This window comes from Bradyrhizobium sp. AUGA SZCCT0176 (assembly GCF_018130145.1).
In the GTDB taxonomy this organism is placed as follows: Bacteria; Pseudomonadota; Alphaproteobacteria; order Rhizobiales; family Xanthobacteraceae; genus Bradyrhizobium.
In genome coordinates, this window is the sequence record NZ_JAFCMB010000002.1 from 678496 (window position 1) to 703499 (window position 25004).

General features: G+C 63.6%; 22 protein-coding genes and 1 pseudogene. 12 read left to right on the forward strand and 11 right to left on the reverse strand.

Annotated features, from left to right (window positions below):
- Positions 1 to 63: 63 nt before the first annotated feature.
- The 4 genes from JQ600_RS08175 (at position 64) to JQ600_RS08190 (ending at position 3507) form a co-directional block, all read left to right on the forward strand.
- Positions 64 to 1026 carry a sugar kinase gene (locus tag JQ600_RS08175; RefSeq protein WP_212390302.1) on the forward strand — a complete coding sequence of 321 codons (963 nt, stop codon included), beginning with the start codon at positions 64 to 66 and terminating at the stop codon, positions 1024 to 1026.
- A gap of 69 nt (positions 1027 to 1095) precedes the next feature.
- Complete coding sequence (locus tag JQ600_RS08180; protein ID WP_192739183.1) at positions 1096 to 1596, forward strand: Lrp/AsnC family transcriptional regulator; 501 nt, start codon at positions 1096 to 1098, stop codon at positions 1594 to 1596.
- A 75-nt stretch (positions 1597 to 1671) separates the two neighbouring features.
- Complete coding sequence (locus tag JQ600_RS08185; RefSeq protein ID WP_212270045.1) at positions 1672 to 2004, forward strand: hypothetical protein; 333 nt, start codon at positions 1672 to 1674, stop codon at positions 2002 to 2004.
- A gap of 36 nt (positions 2005 to 2040) precedes the next feature.
- Complete coding sequence (locus tag JQ600_RS08190) at positions 2041 to 3507, forward strand: methyl-accepting chemotaxis protein (RefSeq protein WP_212390303.1); 1467 nt, start codon at positions 2041 to 2043, stop codon at positions 3505 to 3507.
- A gap of 136 nt (positions 3508 to 3643) precedes the next feature.
- Here the strand turns inward: JQ600_RS08190 and JQ600_RS08195 are convergent, their stop codons facing one another.
- From JQ600_RS08195 to JQ600_RS08210, 4 genes are all read right to left on the reverse strand, one after another.
- The gene (locus tag JQ600_RS08195) at positions 3644 to 5143 is read right to left on the reverse strand and encodes a phosphomannomutase/phosphoglucomutase (RefSeq protein WP_212390304.1); all 1500 of its coding nucleotides are present in this window, start codon (positions 5141 to 5143) and stop codon (positions 3644 to 3646) included.
- A gap of 222 nt (positions 5144 to 5365) precedes the next feature.
- Positions 5366 to 5881 (reverse strand): TIGR02281 family clan AA aspartic protease, encoded by a 516-nt coding sequence (locus tag JQ600_RS08200; RefSeq protein WP_212390305.1) that lies wholly within the window; start codon positions 5879 to 5881, stop codon positions 5366 to 5368.
- 146 nt (positions 5882 to 6027) lie between these two features.
- A complete protein-coding gene (gene hrpB / locus JQ600_RS08205; RefSeq protein ID WP_212390328.1) occupies positions 6028 to 8511 on the reverse strand; it encodes an ATP-dependent helicase HrpB in 2484 nt (827 codons plus the stop codon).
- A 207-nt stretch (positions 8512 to 8718) separates the two neighbouring features.
- Positions 8719 to 10038 (reverse strand): UDP-glucose/GDP-mannose dehydrogenase family protein, encoded by a 1320-nt coding sequence (locus tag JQ600_RS08210; RefSeq protein WP_212270041.1) that lies wholly within the window; start codon positions 10036 to 10038, stop codon positions 8719 to 8721.
- 226 nt (positions 10039 to 10264) lie between these two features.
- Between JQ600_RS08210 and JQ600_RS08215 the strand changes: the two genes are divergently transcribed.
- The 3 genes from JQ600_RS08215 to JQ600_RS08225 all read left to right on the forward strand — a co-directional run bounded on the left by JQ600_RS08215 (position 10265) and on the right by JQ600_RS08225 (position 15391).
- Complete coding sequence (locus tag JQ600_RS08215; protein WP_212270040.1) at positions 10265 to 11332, forward strand: acyltransferase family protein; 1068 nt, start codon at positions 10265 to 10267, stop codon at positions 11330 to 11332.
- A 99-nt stretch (positions 11333 to 11431) separates the two neighbouring features.
- Positions 11432 to 14497 (forward strand): DNA polymerase I, encoded by a 3066-nt coding sequence (polA, locus tag JQ600_RS08220; RefSeq protein WP_212390306.1) that lies wholly within the window; start codon positions 11432 to 11434, stop codon positions 14495 to 14497.
- Positions 14498 to 14755: 258 nt separating this feature from the next.
- Positions 14756 to 15391, forward strand: coding sequence for a LysE family translocator (locus tag JQ600_RS08225; RefSeq protein ID WP_212390307.1), 636 nt, complete (start codon positions 14756 to 14758; stop codon positions 15389 to 15391).
- Between the two features lie 115 nt (positions 15392 to 15506).
- Here the strand turns inward: JQ600_RS08225 and JQ600_RS08230 are convergent, their stop codons facing one another.
- On the reverse strand, positions 15507 to 16133 hold the full coding sequence (locus tag JQ600_RS08230; RefSeq protein ID WP_212390308.1) for a glutathione S-transferase family protein: 627 nt from the start codon (positions 16131 to 16133) through the stop codon (positions 15507 to 15509).
- 202 nt (positions 16134 to 16335) lie between these two features.
- On the opposite strand from JQ600_RS08230, the gene pyrE reads away from it, so the two are divergent.
- Both pyrE and JQ600_RS08240 read left to right on the forward strand, forming a co-directional pair.
- Positions 16336 to 16899 (forward strand): orotate phosphoribosyltransferase, encoded by a 564-nt coding sequence (gene pyrE / locus JQ600_RS08235; RefSeq protein ID WP_212390309.1) that lies wholly within the window; start codon positions 16336 to 16338, stop codon positions 16897 to 16899.
- A gap of 308 nt (positions 16900 to 17207) precedes the next feature.
- Positions 17208 to 17990: a DUF2865 domain-containing protein gene (locus tag JQ600_RS08240; RefSeq protein WP_212467734.1), complete on the forward strand. Its 783-nt coding sequence runs from the start codon at positions 17208 to 17210 to the stop codon at positions 17988 to 17990.
- A 161-nt stretch (positions 17991 to 18151) separates the two neighbouring features.
- Here the strand turns inward: JQ600_RS08240 and JQ600_RS08245 are convergent, their stop codons facing one another.
- The 5 genes from JQ600_RS08245 to JQ600_RS08265 all read right to left on the reverse strand — a co-directional run bounded on the left by JQ600_RS08245 (position 18152) and on the right by JQ600_RS08265 (position 19877).
- Entirely contained in the window at positions 18152 to 18583 is a 432-nt protein-coding gene (locus tag JQ600_RS08245; RefSeq protein WP_212036496.1) for a hypothetical protein, read from the reverse strand.
- 147 nt (positions 18584 to 18730) lie between these two features.
- Positions 18731 to 19060 (reverse strand): multidrug efflux SMR transporter, encoded by a 330-nt coding sequence (locus JQ600_RS08250; RefSeq protein WP_212270059.1) that lies wholly within the window; start codon positions 19058 to 19060, stop codon positions 18731 to 18733.
- An 87-nt stretch (positions 19061 to 19147) separates the two neighbouring features.
- Positions 19148 to 19390 carry a GNAT family N-acetyltransferase gene (locus JQ600_RS08255; protein WP_212390310.1) on the reverse strand — a complete coding sequence of 81 codons (243 nt, stop codon included), beginning with the start codon at positions 19388 to 19390 and terminating at the stop codon, positions 19148 to 19150.
- Positions 19387 to 19650, reverse strand: coding sequence for a hypothetical protein (locus tag JQ600_RS08260; RefSeq protein WP_212390311.1), 264 nt, complete (start codon positions 19648 to 19650; stop codon positions 19387 to 19389). Before JQ600_RS08260 ends, JQ600_RS08255 begins: the two co-directional genes overlap by 4 nt.
- Positions 19647 to 19877 carry a hypothetical protein gene (locus tag JQ600_RS08265; RefSeq protein WP_212270035.1) on the reverse strand — a complete coding sequence of 77 codons (231 nt, stop codon included), beginning with the start codon at positions 19875 to 19877 and terminating at the stop codon, positions 19647 to 19649. Before JQ600_RS08265 ends, JQ600_RS08260 begins: the two co-directional genes overlap by 4 nt.
- Positions 19878 to 20079: 202 nt before the next feature.
- Here JQ600_RS08265 and JQ600_RS08270 point away from each other — a divergent pair, with 202 nt between their 5' ends.
- The 3 genes from JQ600_RS08270 to rocF all read left to right on the forward strand — a co-directional run bounded on the left by JQ600_RS08270 (position 20080) and on the right by rocF (position 24707).
- Entirely contained in the window at positions 20080 to 22596 is a 2517-nt protein-coding gene (locus JQ600_RS08270; RefSeq protein WP_212390312.1) for a glycogen/starch/alpha-glucan phosphorylase, read from the forward strand.
- 196 nt (positions 22597 to 22792) lie between these two features.
- Positions 22793 to 23599 (forward strand): acyl-CoA thioesterase II, encoded by an 807-nt coding sequence (locus JQ600_RS08275; protein WP_212390313.1) that lies wholly within the window; start codon positions 22793 to 22795, stop codon positions 23597 to 23599.
- Positions 23600 to 23738: 139 nt separating this feature from the next.
- Entirely contained in the window at positions 23739 to 24707 is a 969-nt protein-coding gene (gene rocF / locus JQ600_RS08280; protein ID WP_212390314.1) for an arginase, read from the forward strand.
- Between the two features lie 78 nt (positions 24708 to 24785).
- Here the strand turns inward: rocF and JQ600_RS08285 are convergent.
- A pseudogene (locus JQ600_RS08285) lies at positions 24786 to 25004 on the reverse strand (phosphoenolpyruvate carboxykinase (ATP)); the annotation flags it as partial.

Consider the following 25004-nt stretch of genomic DNA (forward strand, 5'->3'; position numbering starts at 1 on the left):
CATTATCCCCGGACTCTCTTCCGGGTTCCGGCACATGGCGGAACCGGCATGACGGATTCCGGTATGAACTTTCACGATAAAGCGCCGAAAACCCCGCCGCGCATCCTGTGCATCGGTATGCCGGTGCGCGACCTGACCTTTCACACGCCAAGTGTTCCCGGGCGCGGCTCCAAGGAGAACGCCACCGCATTCGACGAAATCTGCGGCGGCAACGCGCTCAATGGCGCGATCGGCATCGTTCGGCTCGGTGGCCGCGCCTCGATCTGCGGGCCGATGGGCGATGCCAAGGAAACATCGAGTCGCTTCATCTTCGATCAGATGGCGCATGAGGGCATCGAGACGAAACATCTCATCCATATGCCCGGCCTGGTGACGCCGATCTCGGCTGTCATGATCGATCCTTCCGGCGAGCGCACGATCGTGACCTTCCGCGATCCAGAGCTGTGGCATGTGAAATTGCCCGACTTCGACACGCTGCTGGACGATTGTGCCGCCATTCTCACCGAGAGCCGTTGCGCTGAATTCTGTACGGATCTGTGCGCCGAGGCGCAAAGACGCGGCATCCCTGTGATCGTCGACGTCGACCGCGCGATGTCGCTGCGGGAGGGGTTGCTCAATGCGTCTTCGCATCTGGTGTTCTCGAGCGAGCCGCTGCAGGAGACCGCCGATGTCGCCGACGACGCCCAGGCGCTGAAGAAGATCGCCAAACTGACCAAGTCGTTCCTGGCGGGAACCCGCGGTGCGCGCGGCACCATCTGGCTCGACGAGAATCAGGCCATCCAGGAAACCCCGGCCTTCCCGGTCCACACGGTGGACACCCTGGGCGCCGGCGACGTGTTCCACGGCGCCTTCGCGCTCGCGATCACCGAGGGGCAGGAATTGCGGCAGGCGCTTCGGTTCGCCTCGGCTGCCGCGGCCCTGAAATGCACCCGCTTTGGCGGTGCCTTCGCCGCTCCCCAACGTATTGAAGTTGAAAAGCTTTTGAGCCAAGGCCAGAGTACCAGCCCGGCCTCGACCGGCCAATAAGATGGGCTTGCTATAGAAGAATTTTCTATATATGAGGAATGAAAGCCTTATTCATGGAACATTCTTCTCATGACCGACATTGCAGTCCAGCTTCACGAAGCCAATCGCCGTCTTGACGCCATTGACCGCAAAATCCTGACGGTGCTGCAGGAGGACGCCTCGCTGTCGGTAGCCGAGATCGGTGACCGGGTCGGGCTGTCCTCGACGCCATGCTGGAAGCGCATCCAGCGGCTCGAAGCCGACGGGGTGATCCTGCGGCGGGTTGCCCTGGTCGATCAGAACAAGATCGGGCTCGGCATTTCCGTGTTCGTCTCGGTCGAGAGTTCCGACCATTCCGAGGCCTGGCTGAAGACCTTCGCCAGCGCCGTCAGCGCCATGCCCGAGGTGATGGAATTCTACCGGATGGCGGGCGACGTCGATTACATGCTGCGCGTGGTGGTCGCCGACATGGCAAGCTATGACGTGTTCTACAAAAAGCTGATCAGCGCCGTGCCGCTGAAGAACGTGACCTCGCGCTTTGCGATGGAGAAGATCAAGTCGGTCACCGCCCTGCCGGTGCCGGCGGCGTAACCGCCGGACATCCCCTATCGCTACCTTAGGCTGAAGGTTTACGCGCCGTTAGCTTCGTCACGATATTGTTTTGTGATGGAGCGGGGGGAAATCATTCCAACGACCCGACGGCCTGTCTGGCTGAACGCTGCCGCGCTCCTGATCGCGAGCTGGATCGGAGTAGCAGCACTGTCGTTGCAGGTCAGGACCGGCGCCGAGGTCGTGGCGGTGGCCTTCCCGCCATGGTGGAGCGACCAGCAAGCGTTCCTTGCTACCGCGTCCGCCAACGCCGCCATCGTCAGGACGACCGCCGTTCCGGCCCTTCTGATCGTGCGTCCGGACGACAATGACGGGCTGACACAACTGCGCAAAGCCGGCGCCTGGCTGACCATGGACCCGCAGGCGATCGCGGCCTGCTTCACGAAATAGACGCGTACTTCACGACCTACATTTTGGGAGCTGGGAATGACCTTCGAAAGCGAAGACCTGGTAATCCTGCGCGAAACAGCCAGCAAGATATTGCTCGCGGTGCTCTGGCTGCATGTCCCGATCGCTCTCGTCATCGGTATGGCGCGCGACGCCGACTGGCTGGTACCGGCCGCATTCATGGCCGCAATGGCGCTGGCCGCGACCTTGTCGTGGCGCATGTCGGGGAACGGACTTTCCACCCGCCTAATCGTTGCGGTCGCGTTGATGGCCGATGTCGCCATGTTTGTCTTCCAGCTCGCGGGACATCGCTGGCAGGTCGACATGCACATGTACTTCTTCGCCGCGCTGGCCTGTCTGGTCGCCTATTGCGACTACCGGCCGATCGTCCTCGGTACGGTGGCCGTCGCGCTGCACCACCTGACGCTGAATTTCCTGCTGCCGGCCGCGGTCTATCCCGGCGGCTCCGACTTTGGCCGCGTCGTTCTCCACGCCGTCATCCTCCTTATCGAGGCAGGCGTGTTGATCTGGCTCACGACCACGGTCACCCATTTGTTCGAAATGGCGGCACGGAAGACCGCGGAGGCCGATACGGCGAGCGCTGCCGAAGCGCGCGCCACTGCCGACAGCAACATGGCCGAACAAGCCAAGCGCGACCGTGATGCGGCAAGGCGCGAACTGTCCGCCGGCTTCGAGCGCAGGATCAGTGGCGTCGTCGAGGCCGTCGCCGTGGCAGCCAGCGAGATGCAGGGACTGTCGGCTTCGATGAGCGAAAGCAACGCTGAAACTTCGCGGCAGACCGCAACGGTCGCTGCCGCATCGACGCAGGCCTCGGCGAACGTGGAAACGGTGGCATCGGCAACCGAAGAGCTCGCGGCTTCGATCAACAGCATTGCCCAGCAGGTGACGCGCTCCGCCGAGATCGCCAACAAGGCCGCCGAAGAGGCGCGTCGCACCAACGCCGTGGTCGAGGGACTTGCCGCCGGCACCCAGAAGATCGGCGAAGTGGTGACGCTGATCCAGAGCATCGCCAGCCAGACCAATTTGCTGGCGCTGAACGCCACCATCGAAGCCGCGCGCGCCGGCGAACATGGCAGGGGATTTGCGGTGGTGGCGAGCGAAGTCAAGGCGCTGGCTAATCAGACCGCGAACGCGACGGAGGAAATTTCCGCGCAGATTCAAGCCATCCAGGCCGCCACCGGCGAGGCCGTCAACGCCATCCAGGTGATCAGCGGCACCATCGCCGAGATCGACGAGATCTCAAGCGGAATCGCCGCCGCCGTCGATCAGCAGGGCGCCGCGACGCGCGAAATCGCCGGCAACGTGCAGCAGGCCGCAAATAGCACAAGGGATGTCAACGACAGCATCCTCAGCGTCAGCCGGGCTTCCGATGACGCCGGACGCGGGACGGCACGGTTGCTCGACGCCGCGAATGGCCTGTCGTCGCAATCGGGCCGGCTGAAATCCGAGGTCGACAGCTTCCTCGGCTCGCTTCACGTCGCGTAGCAGCTGTCGTTACCCGGCTTGACCGGGTAACCTAGTATTCCACCGACGTCGAGATTCATTAGAGAAGCCGCAGCGTACTGGATACCCCGCTTTCGCGGGGTATGACGGCGGAGGGCGCGGCGCGTTCGAGTGTCCCTCAAATCTTCTGATTATATTCGCCGACTTCGGGATGGGTGCGCAGCACCGAATCCATCGCTTCGAACATCTCGTGCATCCGCGCCTCGCTGACCGGGCTTTCGACCACCACGACCAGTTCCGGCTTGTTGGAGGACGCCCGCACCAGGCCCCAGCTGCCGTCCTCCGAGGTGACACGCACGCCGTTGACGGTGACGAGATCGCGGATCTTTTGGCCCGCGACCTTCTCGCCCTTGTTCTGCAGCGCCTCGAAATGCTTCACCACGGCGTCGACGACGCCGTATTTGGTCTCGTCGGCGCAATGCGGCGACATCGTCGGCGACGACCAGGTTTTCGGCAGCGCGTCCTTCAAATCCGCCATCGACTTGCCGGTGGCGCGGTCGAGCATCTCGCAGATCGCGATCGCCGAAACCAGGCCGTCGTCATAGCCGCGGCCAAACGGCTTGTTGAAGAAGAAATGCCCGGACTTTTCGAAGCCTGCCAGCGCGCCAAGCTCGTTGGTGCGGCGCTTCATGTAGGAATGGCCGGTCTTCCAATACTCGGTTTTGGCGCCCTGCTTCTGCAGCACGGGATCGGTGACGAAAAGTCCGGTCGACTTCACGTCGACCACGAACAACGCATCCTTGTGGATCGCCGACATGTCGCGCGCCAGCATCACGCCGACCTTGTCGGCAAAGATCTCTTCACCCGTGTTGTCGACCACGCCGCAACGGTCGCCGTCGCCGTCGAAGCCGAGGCCGACATCGGCCTTGTGCTTCAGCACTTCGTCGCGGATCGCGTGCAGCATCTCCATGTCTTCAGGGTTCGGATTGTATTTCGGAAAGGTGTGATCAAGCTCGGTATCGAGCGGGATCACCTCGCAGCCGATCGCTTCCATCACCTGCGGCGCGAACGCGCCCGCGGTGCCGTTGCCGCAGGCGACCACGACCTTCAGCTTGCGCTTCAGCTTCGGGCGCCCCGTGAGATCGGCGATATAGCGCGCCGGAAAATTCTCGTGGAATTGATAGGAGCCCCCGGCCTTGTTCTTGAAATCAGCGTTGAGCACGATTTCCTTCAGCCGCGTCATCTCTTCGGGGCCGAAGGTCAGCGGCCGGTTGGCGCCCATCTTGACGCCGGTCCAGCCATTGTCGTTATGCGACGCGGTGACCATGGCGACGCAGGGCACGTCGAGGTCGAACTGCGCGAAATAGGCCATCGGCGTCACCGCGAGCCCGATATCGTGCACCTTGCAGCCCGCCGCCATCAGGCCCGAGATCAGCGCGTATTTGATCGAGGCCGAATAGCCGCGAAAGTCGTGCCCGGTGACGATTTCCTGTTTAACGCCGCGTTCCGCGATCAGCGCGCCGAGCCCCATGCCCAGCGCCTGAATGCCCATCAGGTTGATTTCCTTCCCGAACAGCCAGCGCGCGTCATATTCGCGGAAACCCGTCGCCTTCACCATCGGCTCGGATTCATAGGCATAGGTATTCGGAACCAGCATGGATTTCGGCTTCGGAAACATGGGGGATAGCCTCTTGAGACATAGAAGGGCAGCGCCGCAGGCTTAGCGAAAGCCTAGCTGCAGCGGAAGGCGGGATTAGCGGCTTTTGGCGATTAATTGCGGCGGATTTGAAGGCAGAACTGCCTAGAGCTTCAGCTCTGATTGCATCAGAACTGAAGCTCTAAATTCCTGTTTTGACGCGTTTTCTTCACGCGAACCGGCATCCACTTCGCTCGAAACGCTTTATTGCTCCAACACCAGTCGGCCATTGGCGTACTCGAAGCGCTTCAGCTTCGACAGGAACGACAGACCAAGCAGATTTTCCGAAAGGGCTTCGTCGGGCAGCACCATGGCGTCGACGTCGCGCACCACGATTCCGCCGAGGTCAATCATGGCAATCCGCGAGCGCGCGGCCTTGATGGTGCCGTTGGCGGTGGTGACGGTCGCGTTGTAGTCACCTCGCGAGGGACGAAGGCCGAACCGCGCCGCGGACTTCTCGTTCAGCGCCACCAGCGAAGCGCCGGTGTCGACCATGAAGTCGACGCGCTGGCCGTCGATCCGGCCATCGGTCTGGAAATGGCCGCGCGCGTCTCTGGGAATGCTGAGGCTGCGGCCGCTGGCTTGCGCGACCGTCGCCGTTTCTACCTTCTGTGGCTTGGCATTGGCGGATGCCAGCGTCGGCGCGATCTTGTCCGCGATCTGTCCCATGAAGCCGCCGAGGCCGACCAGAATGGCGGCAAAGATCATCAGGTTACGCATGACGCACACTCGATACGCTACATTTGGGCCAGACCGCCGATAACACCACGGCGCCGGCCAAGCCGCGACTAACAACGCCGGCCGAGGCTGCCATTTTGGCGAAAAGGATGAGTGAAGTGTTAACGGCGGGCGCATAATCGCGCCGCTCAGGTGCCGCGCGGCTTGACCCGCCGCGTCGGCAACGCATTGGCCGGGTCTTCCGGCCAGGGATGGCGGGGATAGCGGCCGCGCAGGTCGGAGCGCACGGCTGCGTAACTGCCACGCCAGAACCCCGGCAAATCGCGCGTCACCTGCACCGGCCGCTGCGCCGGCGACAGCAGTTCCAGCACCAGCGGCACCGCGCCCTTGGCGATCGAGGGATGGCTGTTGAGCCCGAACAATTCCTGCAGCCGCACGGCAATCGTCGGCCCCTGCTCGGCTTCATAATCGATCGCCAGCATGGTGCCGGTCGGCGCCTCGAAATGGGTCGGCGCCTCGCGCTCCAGCCGCGCGCGCAAATCCCATGGCAATAGCGACATCAGCGCGTCCGAGAGATCGCCGGGCGCCAGGTCCTTCAGCGAAGTCTTGTCGTAGAGAACGGGCTCCAGCCACGCCTCGCTTGTGACAGCGAGCGCGTCGTCCGACAGATCTGGCCAGCTTTCGCCTTCCGCCTTGCGAAGGAACATGACGCGGTCGCGCCACTGCTTTAACGCCTTTGACCACGGCAATTTGTCGAGCCCGGCCGCGACCAATCCGGCGGCAAAGATTTTTGCCGTCTCCCCTGACGGCTGCAGCGCCATCGGCGCTTCCGACAGCGTAATCGCATGGAGACTGCGCCTGCGCCGCGCCCGCAGCGCCATTGCGCCGCGATCGAACGAAACCTCTTCGGTATTTTCGATCTGATCGGCAAAGCGCAGCTCGATCTCTTCCTGCGCGATCGGCGCCGCCAGCAGAATGCGGCCCTGCGCGGCGGTGCCGGTCAGTTCGGCAACCGCGATATAGGGCGCGCGCGCCAGCGACGAGGTCTGCTCGACGGCGGCGCCTCGGCCGTTGGCGAGCACAAAACTGCCGTTTCCCCGGTTGCGCGCGACCCGATCGGGGAAGGCAAAGGCCAGCATGACGCCGGTGCTCAGACCGCCATCCGCTTGCGGCGAAGAAGGCGGCGCTTCGGCCGCCACTTGTGAGGCCCAGCGCTGCGCCAGGCTGCGCGCGCTCGACGCACGCTGTGAGCGGTCGCGGCGGAATTGATCCAGCCTGTGATCGAGATCGACGCTGTCGCCGCCGAGGCCGCGCTCGGTCAGAACAGCGGCGATCTCGGCGGCCTCCTTGCCCGCGCCGGCGCGATGCGAGTCCACGATCATGCGCGCCAGCCGCGGCGGCAACGCCAGCGCACGGAGGCTCTTGCCCTCCGCGGTGATCCGGCCGTCGCCATCGAGCGCGCCGAGTTCGGCAAGCAGACTGTTGGCCTCCTTCAACGCAGGCGCCGGCGGTGGATCGAGGAATGCCAATGTCGCGGGATCGCGCACGCCCCATTGCGCGAGGTCGAGCACCAGCGAGGACAGATCGGCCGAGAGAATTTCGGGCTGCGTGTAGGCGGCGAGCGATGCCGTCTGCGGCTCGTCCCACAGCCGGTAACAGACGCCGGGTTCGGTGCGGCCGGCACGGCCGCGGCGCTGATCGACGGCGGCGCGCGAGGCACGCACGGTTTCCAGCCGGGTCAGGCCGATATCCGGCTCATAGCGCGGCACCCGCGCCATGCCGGAATCGACGACAATCCGAACGCCTTCAATGGTCAGCGAGGTCTCGGCAATCGAGGTTGCCAGCACCACCTTGCGCTGCCCCTTGGGCGCCGGCTGAATGGCGCGGTCCTGCACCGCGGCATCGAGCGCGCCGTACAGCGGCACGATCTCAACGCTTGCGTCATGGACCCGCTCGCCGAGAAAATTCTGCGTGCGGCGGATTTCGGCGGCGCCCGGCAGGAACGCCAGCACCGAGCCGGGATCGACGCGCAGTGCAGTCGCGATCGCGTCAGCCATCTGCCGCTCCAGCGGCGCGTCGGCCTTGCGGCCGAGATAGCGCGTCTCCACCGGAAAGGCGCGGCCTTCGCTGGCGACGACAGGCGCGTCGCCCAGGAGTTTGCCGACCCGGGCACCGTCGAGCGTCGCCGACATCACGAGAATACGCAGATCCTCGCGCAGACCGGTCTGCGCATCGCGCGCCAGCGCCAGCCCCAGATCTGCATCGAGCGAGCGTTCGTGGAATTCGTCGAACAGCACGGCGGCAACGCCGTTCAATTCGGGATCATCGAGAATCTGGCGCGAAAAGATCCCCTCGGTGACGACCTCGATCCGGGTCGCGCGCGATATCTTGGAGCCGAAGCGGACGCGATAGCCGACGGTCTCGCCAGCGCGCTCGCCGAGCGTCCGCGCCATCCGCTCCGCACTGGCGCGCGCCGCGATCCGCCGCGGCTCCAGCATGATGATCTTCTTGCCCCTGAGCCAGGGCGCGTCCAGCAGCGCCAGCGGCACCCGCGTCGTCTTGCCGGCGCCCGGAGGCGCCACCAGCACCGCGGCGTTGTGGCTTTCGAGCGTGCGCGTCAGCTCGGGGAGCGCCGCGTCGATCGGAAGGGGCGTGTCGAAGGTCAGGGGCAAGTTTTTCACTCATTCGTCATGCCCGGCGTTGCCGCCTTCGCTAAAGCTTCGGCGGGCCAACCATTCGTGGCCACGTCGAAGCTTTAGCGGAGACGGGTGCCGGGCATCCACGTCTTTCTTTCTCGAACGGTCAGAAAACAAGACGTGGATGGCCGGGACAAGCCCGGCCATGACGGGAATAGCGGTGGCGCATGGTTCAAGAAGCCATCAAACGATGGTCTCGGATCCCCGTCCCACGCTGTCATACGTGAACCCGTGGGCCGCCATGTCCTCGGGGCGATAGATGTTGCGCAGATCCACCACGACCGGCTTGGCCATCTCGCGCTTCACGCGCTCCAGATCGAGGGTGCGGTATTGCACCCATTCGGTCACGACAACCATGGCGTCAGCGCCGCGCAGGCAGTCATAGGGGTCGTCGCAATATTCGATATCGGGCAATTCCTTGCGCGCCTGCTCGATGCCGACCGGATCGTGGGCGCGTACCTTGGCACCCATGTCGAGCAGCCCGGTGATGAGCGGAAGCGACGGCGCCTCGCGCATGTCGTCGGTGTCGGGCTTGAAGGTGAGGCCGAGCACCGCGACCGTCTTGCCGCGCAGGCTGCCACCGGCCGCGTTCGACACCTTGCGGGCCATCGCGCGTTTGCGGTTGTCGTTGACGCCAAGCACGGCTTCGACGATGCGCAGCTGCACGTCGTGATCGAGCGCGATCTTCACCAGCGCGCGGGTATCCTTCGGGAAGCACGAGCCGCCGAAGCCGGGGCCGGCATGCAGGAACTTCGCGCCGATGCGGTTGTCGAGCCCGATGCCGCGCGCGACTTCCTGCACGTCGGCGCCGACCTTTTCGGAAAGGTCCGCGATCTCGTTGATGAAGGTGATCTTGGTGGCGAGGAAAGCATTGGCGGCGTATTTGATCAGCTCCGCGGTGCGCCGCGCCGTGAACATCAGCGGCGCCTGGTTGAGCGACAGCGGCCGGTAGATGTCGCCAAGCACCTTGCGCCCGCGTTCGTCCGAGGTGCCGACCACGATACGGTCCGGGAATTTGAAATCGCGGATCGCGGCGCCCTCGCGCAGGAATTCCGGATTAGAGGCCACCACGACATCGGCTGACGGATTGACCTCGCGGATCAGGCGCTCGACCTCGTCGCCGGTGCCGACCGGCACCGTCGATTTGGTGACGACCACCGTAAAACCCTTGAGCACCGCGGCGATCTCGCGCGCGGCGGCGTGCACGTAGCTCAAATCCGCGTGACCATCGCCGCGCCGCGACGGCGTGCCGACCGCGATGAACACGGCGTCGGCGTCCGCGACCGGCCCGGAGAGGTCGGTGGTGAAATCCAGCCGCTTGGCCTTCACATTGGAAGCCACCAGCGCGTCGAGCCCGGGCTCGAAAATCGGGATCTCGCCGCGCAGGAGGGCCGCGATCTTGTCGCCGTCCTTGTCCACGCAGGTAACCTGGTGGCCGAAATCGGCAAAACAGGCGCCGGATACCAGCCCCACATAGCCCGTTCCAATCATGGCAATGCGCATGAAAACAGCCTGTTTTTGATGGTTAATTTCGCTTCCGATTCTGCCCGCCTCTTAAAGCATTTGGCGGCAAAGAGGAAACCGGAAAAGCGCCGGAGAACGGCAAGAAAATCGGCAAGAAAATCGGCAAGAAACCGGCAAGAAAACCGGCATGTCATTTGTATGAATAAAGGAGAAAGCAACGGATCGGGCCGATGATGCGGCGCCAACGGGCCAAAACAGGACATCCATGACACCAAACGGCACATTGCCTGTCGCCGAACGCGCCACGTCTTTCGTGGCCGGACGCGTGGACTGGGTCGACTATGCCAAGGGCATCTGCATCGTCATGGTCGTGATGATGCATTCGGTGCTGGGGGTCGAGGCCGCAGCGGGCCAGACCGGCTTCATGCATTGGCTCGTCATGTTCGCCAAACCGTTCCGGATGCCGGATTTCTTCCTGATTTCAGGCCTGTTCCTGGCGGTCGTGATCGACCGCGACTGGCGCACGTATCTCGACCGCAAGGTGGTGCATTTCGCCTATTTCTACGTGCTGTGGGTGACGATCCAGTTCGGTTTCAAGGCGCCGTCTTTCGCCGCCGGGACCGGTTGGGCACATGTAGGCTATCTGTATCTGGAATCCTTCATCGAGCCGTTTGGCACGCTGTGGTTCATCTATCTGCTGCCAATCTTCTTCGTCGTCACAAAGCTGACACGCAGCGCCCCGCCGCCGGCGATCTTTGCCGCAGCCGCGTTGCTGGAAATGGCGCATGTCGCGACCGGCTGGACCGTGATCGACGAATTCTGCGCGCGCTTCGTCTATTTCTATGCGGGTTATTGGCTGGCTTCCTACGTCTTCGCCGTGTCGGATCGCGCGCGGGCGCAGCCCGCACTCGCGCTCGCGGGTCTGGCACTGTGGGCCTTGATCAATGGCGGCCTGGTCATCAAGGGCTACAGCGACTGGCCGCTGATCTCGCTCGCGCTGGGATTTGCCGGCGCCGGCGCCATCATCGTGATGGGCACGCTTTTGGCGCGAATGCGCTGGCTCAATTTCCTGCGGTTCTGCGGCGAGCACTCGATCGTGATCTATCTCGCCTTCTTCCTGCCGATGGCGGCGACAAGGGCGCTGCTGCTGCGCAGCGGGTTATCCATCGACATCGGCACGATCTCGCTGATCGTCACCGTCGCAGGCGTCGTCGGCGCGCTGGGGATCTGGCGGCTGGCACTGGCGCTGCATGCCAACTTCCTGTTCGATCGCCCCGGCGCGTTCTGGATCGCGCCGAAAAAGGCCGCCCCAGTGTTGCAGGCGGCGGAGTAGGTTTCGCCCCCTGCCACCCGCCTGAATGGCAGCTGATGACAGCGTGGAAAATCGCCCGCCGAGGCTGTCAATCCTCGCAAAAATCCCTAAATTTCGGCCATGCCGAAAACAGCCCCCAAAGCCGACAAACCCGCCCCCGCCAAAGCCGCAGCCAAGTCCGAGACCAAGTCTCAGACCGAGGCTGAAACCAAGGCTGAAACCAAGGCGCCTGCCAAAGTTCCGGGCAAGGGCGACCATGTCTTTCTGGTCGACGGTTCCTCCTACATCTTCCGCGCCTATCACGCGCTGCCGCCGCTGAACCGCAAATCCGATGGGCTGCAGGTCAATGCGGTGCTCGGTTTCTGCAACATGCTGTGGAAGCTTTTGCGCGACATGCCCGAGGACAACCGGCCGACCCATCTGGCGATTATCTTCGACAAGTCAGAGATCACGTTCCGCAACAAGCTTTACCCCGATTACAAGGCGCACCGGCCGCCGGCGCCGGACGATCTGATCCCGCAATTCTCGTTGATCCGCGACGCCGTGCGCGCCTTCGACCTGCCCTGCCTCGAGCAGGGCGGCTTCGAGGCCGACGATTTGATCGCGACCTATGCCCGGATCGCGGGTGAGCGCGGCGCGACCACGACCATCGTTTCGTCCGACAAGGATTTGATGCAGCTCGTGACCGACAAGGTCATGATGTACGACACCATGAAGGACCGTCGCATCGGCATTGCCGAGGTGATCGAGAAGTTCGGCGTTCCGCCGGAGAAGGTGGTCGAGGTACAGGCGCTCGCAGGCGATTCGACAGACAACGTGCCGGGTGTGCCCGGCATCGGCATCAAGACCGCGGCGCAATTGATCGTCGAGTATGGCGATCTCGAGCAATTGCTGTTCCGCGCCGGCGAAATCAAGCAGCCGAAGCGGCGCGAGGCGCTGATCGAGAATGCCGAGAAGGCGCGGATTTCGCGCCAGCTGGTGCTGCTCGACGACAAGGTCGAACTCGACGTGCCGCTCGACGACCTTGCGGTGCACGAACCCGATGCGCGGAAACTGGTCGCATTCCTGAAGGCGATGGAGTTCTCCACCCTCACCCGCCGCGTTGCCGATTATTCGCAGATCGATCCGTCCGACGTGGAAGCCGCGGCCGGCAACAAGAGTGCTGCCGCGCCCGCCACGGCCAGAGCGGCCGGCGGCGCTACCGGCGACCTCTTTGCCAGCCCGCCCGCTACGGCAAAGCCGGGCGCCGATAAGCAGGACAAGGCCGCGAGCCCGAAGGGCACGCCGATTTCGCTCGCCGCGGCGCGCGCGGAAGCCGCGCGAAAAATTCCGGTCGATCGCACCAAGTACCAGACCATCCGAAGCCTCGATCAACTCAAGGCCTGGATCGCGCGTGCGCATGATGTCGGTCACTTCGCGATCGATGCGCAGGCCAATATTGATGATCCGATGCAGGCTGATATCTGCGGCATTGCGCTGGCGCTGGGACCAAACGACGCTGCCTACATTCCGCTCGCCCACAAGCAATCCGGCGGAGGCTCCGGGCTGTTCGACGCCGGCCTCGCGCCCGACCAGATCAAGCCAGGCGACGCGCTCGCCGCGTTGAAGCCGCTGCTGGAATCAGCGGGCATTCTCAAGATCGGGTTCAATATCAAGTTCAACGCCGTGATGCTGGCGCAGCATGGCATCACCCTGCGCAATGTCGAAGACGCGCAATTGATGTCGTACGCGCTGGATGCCGGCCGCAACGCGCATGGGCTCGAAGGGCTGGCGGAGCGCTGGCTCGGTCATGCCGTGCTCAGCCATGGCGATCTCGTCGGCAGCGGCAAGAACAAGCTCACCTTCGACCAGGTCGAGATCGACAAGGCGACTGCCTATTCAGCCGAATATGCCGATGTGATCTTAAGACTGTGGCGCGTGACGAAGCCGCGCCTCGTCGCCGAGCGCATGAACGTGGTCTATGAGACGCTGGAGCGGCCGCTGGTCAGTGTGCTGGCGCGCATGGAGCGGCGCGGCATTTCGATCGACCGCCAGGTGCTGTCTCGGTTATCAGGCGAATTCGCCCAGACCGCCGCACGGGTCGAAGCCGAGCTTCAGGAGATCGCAGGCGAGCCGATCAATGTCGGCAGTCCCAAGCAGATCGGCGATATCATCTTCGGCAAGATGGGCATCACCGGCGGCAGCAAGACCAAGACCGGCGCATGGTCGACCTCGGCGCAGGTCCTCGATGAACTCGCCGAACAGGGCCACGAATTCCCGAAGAAGATTCTGGAATGGCGGCAGGTCTCGAAACTGAAATCGACCTATACCGACGCGCTGCCGGAATATGTCCATCCGCAGACCCATCGCGTTCACACCACCTACGCGCTGGCCGCGACCACCACCGGGCGGCTGTCGTCCAACGAGCCGAACCTGCAGAACATCCCGGTGCGAACCGAGGACGGCCGCAAGATCCGCCGCGCCTTCATTGCCACGCCCGGCCACAAGCTGGTGTCGGCTGACTATTCGCAGATCGAGCTGCGACTGCTGGCCGAGATCGCCGACATCCCCGTGCTGAAGCAGGCGTTCCGCGACGGGCTCGACATTCACGCCATGACGGCCTCCGAAATGTTCGGCGTGCCGATCAAGGACATGCCGAGCGAGGTGCGCCGCCGCGCTAAGGCGATCAATTTCGGCATCATCTACGGCATCTCGGCGTTTGGCCTTGCCAACCAGCTCGGCATCGCGCGCGAGGAAGCCTCCGCCTACATCAAGAAATACTTCGAGCGTTTCCCGGGCATCCGCGCCTACATGGATGCGACGCGGGATTTCTGCCGCGCCAACGGCTATGTCGAGACGCTGTTCGGCCGCAAGTGCCACTACCCCGACATCAAGGCAAGCAACGCCTCGGTCCGTTCCTTCAACGAGCGCGCCGCGATCAACGCGCGCCTGCAGGGCTCCGCCGCCGACATCATCCGCCGCGCCATGATCCGGATGGAGGACGCGCTGGCCGAGAAGAAGCTCTCGGCGCAGATGCTGCTGCAGGTTCACGACGAACTGATCTTCGAAGTGCCCGAGAACGAAGTCGCGGCCACGCTGCCTGTCGTGCAGCACGTGATGCAGGATGCGCCATTCCCGGCCGTGCTGCTCTCGGTGCCGCTGCAGGTCGATGCGAGAGCTGCGAATAATTGGGACGAGGCGCATTGATTCTTACCTCCCGCACTTGCGGGGGTCGAGACGAGCGAAGCTCGCTCTTAGGTCGACGCGCGAAGCGCGGCGGGTGGGGGCTCTCTCCACCCGAAGAGTGCGACTCGTGGCGACACCCCCACCCCAGCCCTCCCCCGCAAGCGCGGGAGAGGGAGCGCACCGCTTTTTTGGCTGAATTGCTCTCCGTACAATTTCCGAAATGACATCGCGGCGTGACGCGCGCTAGAAGTGCGCGCGCATTCCCTCGCGAGTCCTTCTATGCCCCACACATCAGCCCTGCTCGGTTTCGCCCTCGTCTCGCTCGGCATGGTGCTGACGCCGGGGCCGAACATGATCTACCTGATCTCGCGCTCCATCACGCAAGGCGCGGCGGCGGGGATCGTGTCGCTTGGCGGCGTCGCGCTCGGGTTTGTGTTCTACATGCTTTGCGCGGCGTTCGGGATCACGGCGCTGTTGTTCGCGGTGCCTTATGCGTACGACACGCTGCGCTTTGCGGGCGCGGCCTATTTGCTGTGGCTGGCGTGGCAGGCGTTGAAGCCGGGCGGTCGCTCGCCGTTCCAGGTGAAGAAGCTGCAGGTCGATGGCCCGCGCAAACTGTTCGCGATGGGCTTTGTCACCAATCTGCTCAACCCGAAGATCGCGATGCTTTATCTGGCGCTGCTGCCGCAGTTCATCGATCCTGCCGTCGGCAGCGTGCTGACGCAGTCGCTGGCGCTGGGCGCGATCCAGATCGCGATCAGCGTCAGCGTCAACGCCATGATCGCGCTCGCGGCCGGATCGATCGCGCTGTTTCTCGGCACGCGGCCGAGCTGGCTGCTGCTGCAGCGCTGGCTGATGGGCACCGTGCTGGCGGGGCTGGCGGTGAAAATGGCGTTCGAGGCGCGGAAGGCGTAGCCGCTGCGCTGTCATGCGCAGGCTTGACCCGCGCATCCATCGCCTGCGCAAGCAGGCACATGATTTTGAAGAAAGATGGATTGCCGGGTCAAGCCCGGCAATGACACCGATAGTCTCAATCCAGCTTCGCTTCCATGCCACGCTTCGTCGCCGGGCGCGCCATCAGCGCGTTGTACCAGCGCTCGACATTCGGAAAATCCTTCAGTTCCACCTTGTGGCGCGGGTGGCGCCAGGCCCAGCCGAGGATGGCGAAATCGGCGACCGACAGCGCGTCCGCGACGAACTCGCGGTTCGCGAGCCTGCGGTCCAGCACGCCGTAGAGCCGGCGGGTCTCGTCCATGTAGCGCTTCAGGCCGTAGGCGCGGTCGGTTTCGTTCTCGAGCGCGATAAAATGGTGCACCTGGCCGGGCATCGGCCCAAAGCCGCCCATCTGCCACATCGTCCATTCATAGACCGGGATACGCTCGGCCAGCGGCTTGGGCAGGAACTTGCCGGTCTTCTCGCCGAGATAAAGCAGGATCGCGCCGGACTCGAAAATGCTGACCGGCTTGCCCTCCGGGCCATCGGGATCGACGATCGCGGGAATCTTGTTGTTCGGGCTGAGCTTGAGGAAGGCGGGCGCCATCTGCTCGCCCTTGCTGATGTTCACCGGGATGACCTTGTAGGGCAGCCCCATTTCCTCCAGCGCGACCGAGATCTTGCGGCCGTTCGGCGTGTTCCAGGTGTGCAGTTCGATGGTCATATACGGTTTCCCCCAATAAAGCTTGGACTTCCCGTAGCGCGGAAGCTTGCGGCCTTACAACCGCCGTTTCCGAGGGGGCGTCCCTGCGCCCGGCGGGGGCCCGGCACATTGCCGCGCCCTGTTGATTAGGCCAGATCGGCTCTGGAATGTACGGGAAAGCACCGATAGATTGCCGCCCGCCTCAAACCTTTGGGAATACGCCTTGTCCAAGTCAGCCTCCCGCGCCCGCCTCGCCGAGATCATCCGCAAGCGATCGTTCGGCCGCGGCGAGATCACGCTGGCCTCGGGCCGCAAGAGCGACTTCTACTTCAACCTCAAGCCGACCATGCTCGACCCCGAGGGCGCGGCGCTGCTGGCGGAATTGACCTACGAGGCGCTGAAGGACGATCAGCTCGACTACGTGGGCGGGCTGGAAATGGGCGCGGTGCCGCTGGCCGGCGCGATCGCGCAGCTCTCCTGGCTCAAGGGCCATCCGATCGCGGCCTTCTTCGTGCGCAAGAAGCCGAAGGAGCACGGCGCCCGCCTTGCGGTCGAGGGCCTCGCCAGGGGCGAGAGCCTGCAAGGCAAACGCATCGTGATCGTCGAGGACGTCACCACGACCGGCGGCTCGGCACTGAAGGCGGCCGAGGCCGTGCGCGAAGCCGGCGGCGAGATCGTGCTGGTATTCACCATGGTCGACCGCGAAGAGGGCGCGACGGAAGCCTTTGCCGAAGCGGGCATACAGTTTCGTTCGCTCTACAAGGCCGGTGAATTTTTGAAGGGGTGATTGCTCTTTGCTCCCTCGCCCCGCTCTTGCGGGGAGAGGGTTGGGGTGAGGGGCTCTCTCCGCAAAAGTAGTGTCAGTTGATAGACCTGTACCCCCTCACCCGGATCGCATCTACGATGCGATCCGACCTCTCCCCGCAAGCGGGGCGAGGTAAGCAAGCCTGCAATTCTTTCCCGCTACCGAACGCTTGCTCATAGCTCGTTTACCATCCCGGATTATGGTGAATCCACTGACGCCTGTCGCGCGTCGGTGCGTAAGTGTTGCGTTGGGTGGAGTTAGCGTTGCGTACAGAGTTGGCTTTTTCGCGCATGCGGCGCCGCGCGACCTCTATTGCCGCCGCCACGCTTGCAGCATCTTTCATGCTGGTGCCCGGCAGCGTATCGGCCGAAGGCCTGTTCGACATGTTCTTTGGCGGTGGCCAGAAACAGCAGGCGCGGCAAGCCCCGCCACAGGCGAATTTCTTTGCCGATCCGTTCGGCCTCAATCAGCCTCCGGCACAGCCCGCACCGGCGCCGCGCGTCGCCGGCTCCGGACCCGCCTTTTGTGTGCGAAGCTGCGACGGCAAGTATTTTCCGCTGACCACGCGCGGCAACGCCACGCCGGTTCAGATGTGCCAGGCGTTCTGTCCCGCCAGCACCACCAAAGTGTTCTATGGCAGCAATATCGACAGCGCGTCGGCCAGCAATGGCGAGCGCTACGCCGACAGTGAAAACGCGTTCGCCTATCGCAAGGCGCTGCGCGCCGATTGCACCTGCAACGGCAGAAGCCCGTCGGGCCTCGCGCCGGTCGACCTCGCGCTCGACACCTCGCTGCGCTCGGGTGACGTCGTCGCCACCACCGACGGCCTGGTGGCCTATACCGGCGTCCGCCTCGGCGCCGAGCAGGCCGCCGAATTCACGCCCGTGGCCTCCTATCCCGGCCTCACCGCCAGCGTCCGCGCCCGGCTCGGTGAAATGAAGGTCGCACCTGTCAGCGCTGAAATGGTCGGTGAAACCGTGATGCCCGAGACGCGAAACGAGATCGCGATGCCGGCGACGGTGGTGCCGAAGAGCACAGCACCCAAGGCGGCGAAGCGCGCTGAAGTGAACTGACGGCCGAAGGCCGTCATTCCGTGGCGATGCGAAGCATCGAACCCGGAATCTCGAGATTCCCCGATGCGCAATTGCGCATCTGAGGTCTGGTCCTTCGGACCATCCCGGAATGACGAACTGATGGATTGCTTCGCTTCGCTCGCAATGACGAAGCAAAGACCTCACCGCCCGACGATCACCCCGATCACGTTCGGCGCCGACAGATATTTTTCCTCGATCGCCGCACGCGCCGCGGCGCGGTTTTCCGGCGTCAGCAGGCCGCGCTTTTCGGCCAGGATCATCCAGCAATAGCCCCACCAGTCCGACAGCATGCCCTGGTCGTCGACGAGGTCGTAGCCCTGCTCGGCGGCAAAGATCCGCGCATGGGCCTCATCGAGCGAATCGAGCCAGGCGTGATCGGCGATCGAGAACAGATCGTCGCTGAAATCGTCGGTCGTGTAACCCCACACCGACATGCAGACGGCGTTGAACTCACGGTCGATCGCGTCGTCGTCGACCGGCTGGCGGCGCGAAGCCTGATGCAGCCGCGACAGCGAGCGCGCGAAGTCGGCGATACGGGTGAGCGCGAATTGATCGAAGGCGATGGTGGACATGGACATGTAGTCCTCGGTACTGGCGATAGACCATAGATATTGTGTCGGCACTGCGCCGAATCACAATGATATATCAAAGACTTGCTAAAGTGTTCTTAATTTGTTCCAAACCGCTGATTACCCCGAGCGCCGGCCGGCAAGATCCACTCACTGCGAAGAAGCGCTGGAAAACAGATTGATCACAACGACCCCGGAGACGATCAGCCCCATGCCGCAGAGCGCCGCCATGTCCAGCTTCTGGCTCTGGAACACCCAGGCGATCGTGGCGATGAGCACGACGCCGACGCCCGACCAGACGGCATAGACCACGCCCGTCGGAAGGCTTCGCAGGGTCAGCGACAGAAAGTAGAACGCCACCGCGTAACCCGCGACCGTCACCAGCGATGGCAGCGGCTTGCTGAAACCGTCCGACAGTTTCAGGAAGGTTGTCGCCACGACTTCCGAGAGAATCGCGATGCCCAAATAGAGATAGGTCATGCCGCCTGCTAGCAGAGGCATGTGATGTTTTGACGACTCGCGTTTGGGGCCGATCCGGTGGCGGCGGGACTAGCGAGCCTTCGGGAACTATCCGATGGCGGGACGCACATAGTAATTGTCCCACTCGGCTTCCCGCACGAGGGTGAAACCGTGCCTGATATAAAAGCGGTTTGAATCGCTGCCGCGCAGCGCGGTGACCCGCAACGGCTTTCCTTGCCGGTCCGCTTCGGCGAAAATCTCGGCAAGCACCGCTGCACCCACGCCGCGGCCCTGATAGCGCGGATCGATATAGAGGTGATCGAGCATCAATCCCGCATCATCCGGCTTCACGACCACCAGTCCCGCGCGCGCCCCATCGACCAGAATAGCCGGGTGAGTTCAGGCACGAAGCCCGAAAGAAACCGCTCGCGGGCACGCGGCGGATCAAAGCGCCCGATGCGTTCGAGGCTCTCCCGCATCGCCAGAATCCGAAGCGCGGCGAAAGCTTCTGCGTCAGAATGGTCGGCTGGACACAGCGAGACTGAACCGATCGGTGGGATCATTTCTTCTTGCGAGGCGGGTTCGGACGGGTTGGTTTCGTTGCTGCTCACATCGCCGACAGCATCTTGCCGCCGCAATAATTGGCGTAGAATTTTCCGCCGCATTGCCGCTTCATCGCCGCACACCGGGCGGCGGGCGACGCATTCTTCGCGACGCTGAACGAACAGCCCAATCCATCGGCGGTTTTGCCTGCCTTGCCGGCCGCGAACGCGGCACTGGTGGCGCTGATGCAGAACACCAGGAGCGTCGCGGCGGCGATCTCGATGATCAATCTCATGGCGCGCTCTCCCCTCAACTGACGTGATATCATCGCTTTCAAATGCCATTCTAGCACCGAAATCGGCGCGCCGATGCCTCCAAATCGGCCCGGTCCTTGCATAAAAACATGTCAGCGCGGTGCACAACAAACGTCTGGATGGTTTCGGTTGTGGTGCAAGGCGCGTATCGTTTTGTGAGTCTGAACTGCAGGGATTGACGCGTTGCAAGAACAAGCATTCGCAGGGAGTTTTCCGGTGCCGGGCCAACCGATCGACGAACTGGCGCTTTCCGAAATCAAGGGCGCGATTCTCGCCAAGCTGCGGCTTGCCATCGGCAAGGACACCGGCATGGCGACCAAGCGCGACTGGTACAAGGCGGCAGCGCTGGCACTGCGCGACCGCATCGTGCACCGCTGGCTGACGGCCGAGAAGGATAATTACGACGCCGGCCGCAAGCGGGTCTATTACCTCTCACTCGAGTTCCTGATCGGGCGCCTGTTTACCGACGCGCTGAACAATATGGGCCTGCTGCCGCTGTTCGAGGCGGCGCTGGGCGATCTCGGCGTCGATTTGTCGGATTTGCGCAATTGCGAGCCGGATGCGGCGCTCGGCAATGGCGGCCTCGGGCGACTGGCGGCCTGCTTCATGGAAAGCATGGCCACCCTCGCCATTCCCGCGATCGGCTACGGCATCCGCTACGATTTCGGCCTGTTCCGGCAGATCATCGCGCAGGGCTGGCAGCAGGAATATCCCGACGAGTGGCTCGGCTTCGGCAACCCCTGGGAATTCCAGCGCTCCGAGGTGGTCTATCAGGTGCATTTCGGCGGCCACGTCACCCACATCGAAGACAAGGGACGCGAACGCGCGAGCTGGCATCCCGGCGAAACCGTGCAGGCCGTCGCCTACGATACCCCGATCGTCGGCTGGCGCGGCCAGCATGTAAACGCGCTGCGGCTGTGGTCGGCGCGCTCACCCGATCCGCTGCGGCTCGATGCCTTCAACACCGGCGACTATCTTGGCGCAATGGCCGAGGAAGCGCGTGCGGAATCGATCTGCAAATTCCTCTATCCGAACGACGAGAGCGCGGCGGGCCGCGAATTGCGGCTGCGCCAGGAATATTTCTTCGTCTCGGCCTCGCTGCAGGATCTGGTCAAGCGGCACCTTGCCGCCGACGGGCAGCTGCGCAGCCTGGCGCAAAAGGCCGCGGTACAGCTCAACGACACCCATCCGAGCCTTGCCGTCACCGAGCTGATGCGGCTTCTGGTCGACCTGCACAATTTCCGCTGGGACGAGGCCTGGAAGATCACGGTCGCGACGCTGTCCTACACCAACCACACGCTGCTGCCGGAGGCGCTCGAGACCTGGCCGGTCGAGCTGTTCGAACGGCTGCTGCCGCGGCATCTGGAAATCATCTACCGCATCAATGCTGCCCATCTGGCGCTGGCCGAGCAACGCGCTCCCGGCGATATCGACTTCCGCGCCTCGGTGTCGCTGATCGACGAGCGCTCCGGCCGCCGGGTGCGGATGGGACAACTGGCCTTTGTCGGCTCGCACCGCATCAACGGCGTCTCGGCGATGCACTCCGACCTGATGAAGGAGACCGTGTTCCACGATCTCAACCATCTCTATCCCCAGCGCATCACCAACAAGACCAACGGCATCACCTTCCGGCGCTGGCTGATGCTGGCCAATCCGAAACTGACCAGCCTGTTGCGCGAGACCTGCGGCGAAGCCGTGCTCGACGATTTCTCGCAGCTGCAGCGCCTCGAAGACCATTGCGGCGACAATTCGTTCCAGCAGCAGTTCCGCGACGTCAAGCTCCAGAACAAGCTGGCGCTGGCGCGGGTGATCGGCGAGCGCCTCAGCATCAAGGTCGATCCGTCGGCGCTGTTCGACGTCCAGATCAAGCGCATCCACGAATACAAGCGGCAGCTGCTCAACATCCTCGAAGCGGTTGCGCTGTATCAGGCGATCAAGGATGAACCCCAGCGCGACTGGGTGCCGCGGGTGAAAATCTTCGCCGGCAAGGCGGCGGCGAGCTATCGCACCGCCAAGCTGATCATCAAGCTGATCAACGACGTCGCCGAAATCGTCAACAACGATCCTGATGTCGCGGGCCGGCTGAAGATCGTGTTCCTCGCCAACTACAATGTCAGCCTGGCCGAAGTGATCATCCCGGCGGCAGACCTGTCCGAACAGATCTCCACCGCCGGCATGGAGGCCTCCGGCACCGGCAACATGAAGCTCGCGCTCAACGGCGCCTTGACCATTGGTACGCTCGATGGCGCCAACATCGAGATCCGCGACCATGTCGGCGCGGAAAACATCGCGATCTTCGGCATGGAGGCCGGCGACGTCATGGTCCGGCGCCGGCAGGGACTGGATGCCTCTGACGTGATCCGCCGCTCGCCGCGGCTGTCGCGGGCGATCAGCGCGATCGAGAGCGGCGACTTCTCGCCCGGCGACCCCGCGCGGTTCGAGGCGATCGGTCACACGCTGCGCCAGTTCGACCACTATATGTGCGCCGCCGATTTCGATTCCTATTACGAGGCGCAGCGCGGCATCGATGCGCGCTGGCAGGTGATGCCGGCGTGGACGCGGGCCTCGATCCTCAACGTGGCGCGGATGCCGTGGTTCTCCTCCGACCGCACCATCCGCGAATATGCCGAGGATATCTGGCACGTGCCGGTGCGCACGGCGGAGCAGGAACTGGAAGCCCAGCGCGGCGCGTCGGGCTGAATTCCGGCCGGCGAAAATCCATTACCTCCGGCGTCATTGAATCCGGCAAGATTGCCGTGATACTGCGCGTCATGAGAGACACCGTCATTGCGCGCGCAGCGAAGCAATCCATAGTGGCAAAGCAAGATTGGATTGCTTCTTCACTTACGCTCCTCGCAATGACGGACGATTGGGTTTAGGAGAATCCGTGCTCACCATGACACCACATCTTTTCGACGACGCCACGCAGGTCACCGCCGGCGACAGCCGCTGGCAGGGCAAGACCAGCGAGGATTACTGGGCCTTTGTCGGCCCGTTCGGCGGCGCCACCGCCGCCACCATCCTGCGGGCGCTGATCGATCATCCGCAACGGTCGGGCGATCCGTTGTCGCTCACCGTCAATTTCTGCGCGCCGGTCGCGCAAGGCGCCTTCGATCTCGACGTACGCCTGGTCAAGGCCAACCGCTCGACGCAGCACTGGTGCGTGGAGATGACGCAAGATGGCGGCGAGGTCGCGACGCTGGCCACCGCCGTGTTCGCCGAGCGGCGTCCGTCCTGGTCGCACCCGCAGGCGCCGTTCCCGTCGTCAAAACCCTACGAGCAGACGCTGCCTTACGGGAAGGTCGCCGCCCCCTGGGTCAAGCAGTATGATTTCCGCTTCGTCGAGGGCGAGCCGGGTTGGGGATCGGCGTCTTCGGCCGAGCCGAATTCGTTCTCGAAACTGTGGATCGGCGACCGGGTGCCGCGGAAGATCGACGCGCTGTCGCTGATGTCGATGTCGGATGCGTTTTTTGGCCGCATCTTCCACGCCAGGCGCGAACTGGTGCCGTTCGGCACGGTGTCGATCACGACCTATTTCCACGCCGACGCCGCCGATCTCGCGGCGGAAGACATCACGCGCGTGCTGGCGGTGGCCGACGCCAAGATTTTCCACAAGTCTTATGGCGACCAGAACGGTGAATTGTGGTCGCCGAACGGACGGCTGCTCGCAACGACGACGCAAATCGCGTATTTCAAGGCGTAAGGGAACAATTCCGTTCGAGTCTGCGTAGGGTGGGCAAAGGCCGTTTGCGCCGTGCCCACCATTCATCCACAGTGACGTCTTGAATGGTGGGCACGCTGCGCTTTGCCCACCCTACGCATTCTGAATATGAGGGCGGCTCATGTCCGAACCCGACGTCAAAAAGCCCGATATCGCCCTCCTCGGCATCCCCATCGAAATCGGCGCTTCGCAAGCCGGCACGCTAATGGGACCAGATGCACTGCGGACCGCGGGCATTGCGCGTGTGCTCGACCAGTTGGGATTTGCCGTCGCGGACCACGGCAATCTTTCGATATCGACGGTCACGTCCGACCGACCGCCGCCAGCCAACGCCAAATTCTACGATGAGGTGAAAACCTGGATTCGGCTGCTCAGCGAGCGCGCTTACGGGCTGGCGCGTTCCGGCGCGGTGCCGATCTTCATGGGCGGCGATCATTCGCTCTCGATGGGATCGGTCAATGGCGTCGCGCGCTATTGGACAGAACAGGGCCGGCCGCTGTTCGTGCTGTGGCTCGATGCGCATGCCGACTACAACACGCCCGACACCACCATCACCGGCAACATGCACGGCATGTCCTCGGCGTTCCTGTGCGGCGAAGGCGGGCTTGACGATTTGCTCGGCGATCAACCGCGCGCGTCGATTACGCCGGATCAGCTCGATTTGTTCGGCATCAGGTCGATCGATCCCTTGGAAAAGCAGCTGGTCCAGGACCGCCGCGTCGCCATCGCCGACATGCGTGCGCTCGACGAATTCGGCGTCGGCGTGCTGATCCGCCGCGTCATCGAGCGCGTGAAGGCGAAAAACGGCGTGCTGCATCTCAGCTTCGACGTCGATTTTCTCGATCCGGCGGTCGCGCCGGGTGTCGGCACCACCGTGCCCGGCGGCGCCACCTACCGCGAGGCGCATCTGATCATGGAGCTGCTGCATGATTCGGAACTGGTGCGCTCGGTCGACATCGTCGAGCTCAACCCGTTTCTCGACGAGCGCGGCCGCACCGCGCGCGTTGCGGTCGAACTGATCGGCAGCCTGTTCGGCCTGCAGATCACCGACCGCCGGACGCCGACAAACGCGATGCTGCAAGGACGATAGCCAAAGCACAGGCGTTCAGTGAAAAAGAAGGGCGACCTTGCGGCCGCCCTTTTTCATTTCCCAAAATGACCCTTCGGATCACTCCGCCGCGAGCTTGACCTCAGGCGCGGCGGCGCGGACGTCGGCGTCGACCTGGGCTTCGAACTTGGCGAAGTTCTTCTGGAACATGCCGACCAGCGCACGCGCGGTCTTGTCGAACTCGGCCTTGTCCTTCCAGGTGTTGACGGGATTGAGGATGTCGCTGGGCACATCGGGCAGCGCGGTCGGGACTGCGAAACCGAAATATTTGTCGGTGCG